The following is a 500-nucleotide window of genomic DNA, read 5'->3' as shown; positions in this document are numbered from 1 at the left end:
ATCAACATCAAAGGTCGGGTTAATCTCGGCAATGTCAGCCATTTTTACTTTGTTTGATGCCATAATACGTTTGACCGCGCGCTCAACGAAGCTCAGCTCAATACCATAGGCGGCGGGCGCACTGACACCAGGAACGACGCTCGATGGCAAGCAATCCATATCAATGGTTAAATAGACCACATCAACGTCGTTGATAAATTCTTCTATTTGAGCCGCAATTTTTTTCCATTTCTTATTGGTGCAATCTTCGTCACTGATAATGTGTACGCCTAACTGCTCAGCACGGTCGAAGAGCGCGGCTGTGTTGGAAAACCGGCTGACGCCGATACAGCAATAGTGAAATGGCTGACTCTGTTCATCAAGGTGCTCGGCAATCTGGCGAAAGGGCGTACCAGACGTCGCGACATCAGACTGACGAATATCTAGATGCGCATCAAAATTAATCACCCCGATGCTAGGCATTGTGCTCGCATGGCTTTTAACATCATTTTCAATATTAC

The 500-nt window shown here is 46.6% G+C and carries 1 protein-coding gene; it reads right to left on the bottom strand.

The genetic code is table 11. From position 1 onward, the window contains the following. Window positions 1-495 (bottom strand): formimidoylglutamase (locus ACS8FD_RS25095; protein ID WP_439277843.1); only part of this gene is annotated, 495 nt, incomplete at its 3' end. Window positions 496-500: the final 5 nt, after the last annotated feature.

This window comes from Psychrobacter sp. 1U2, assembly GCF_051847575.1.
This window is presented reverse-complemented; position numbering and strand designations above follow the sequence as displayed.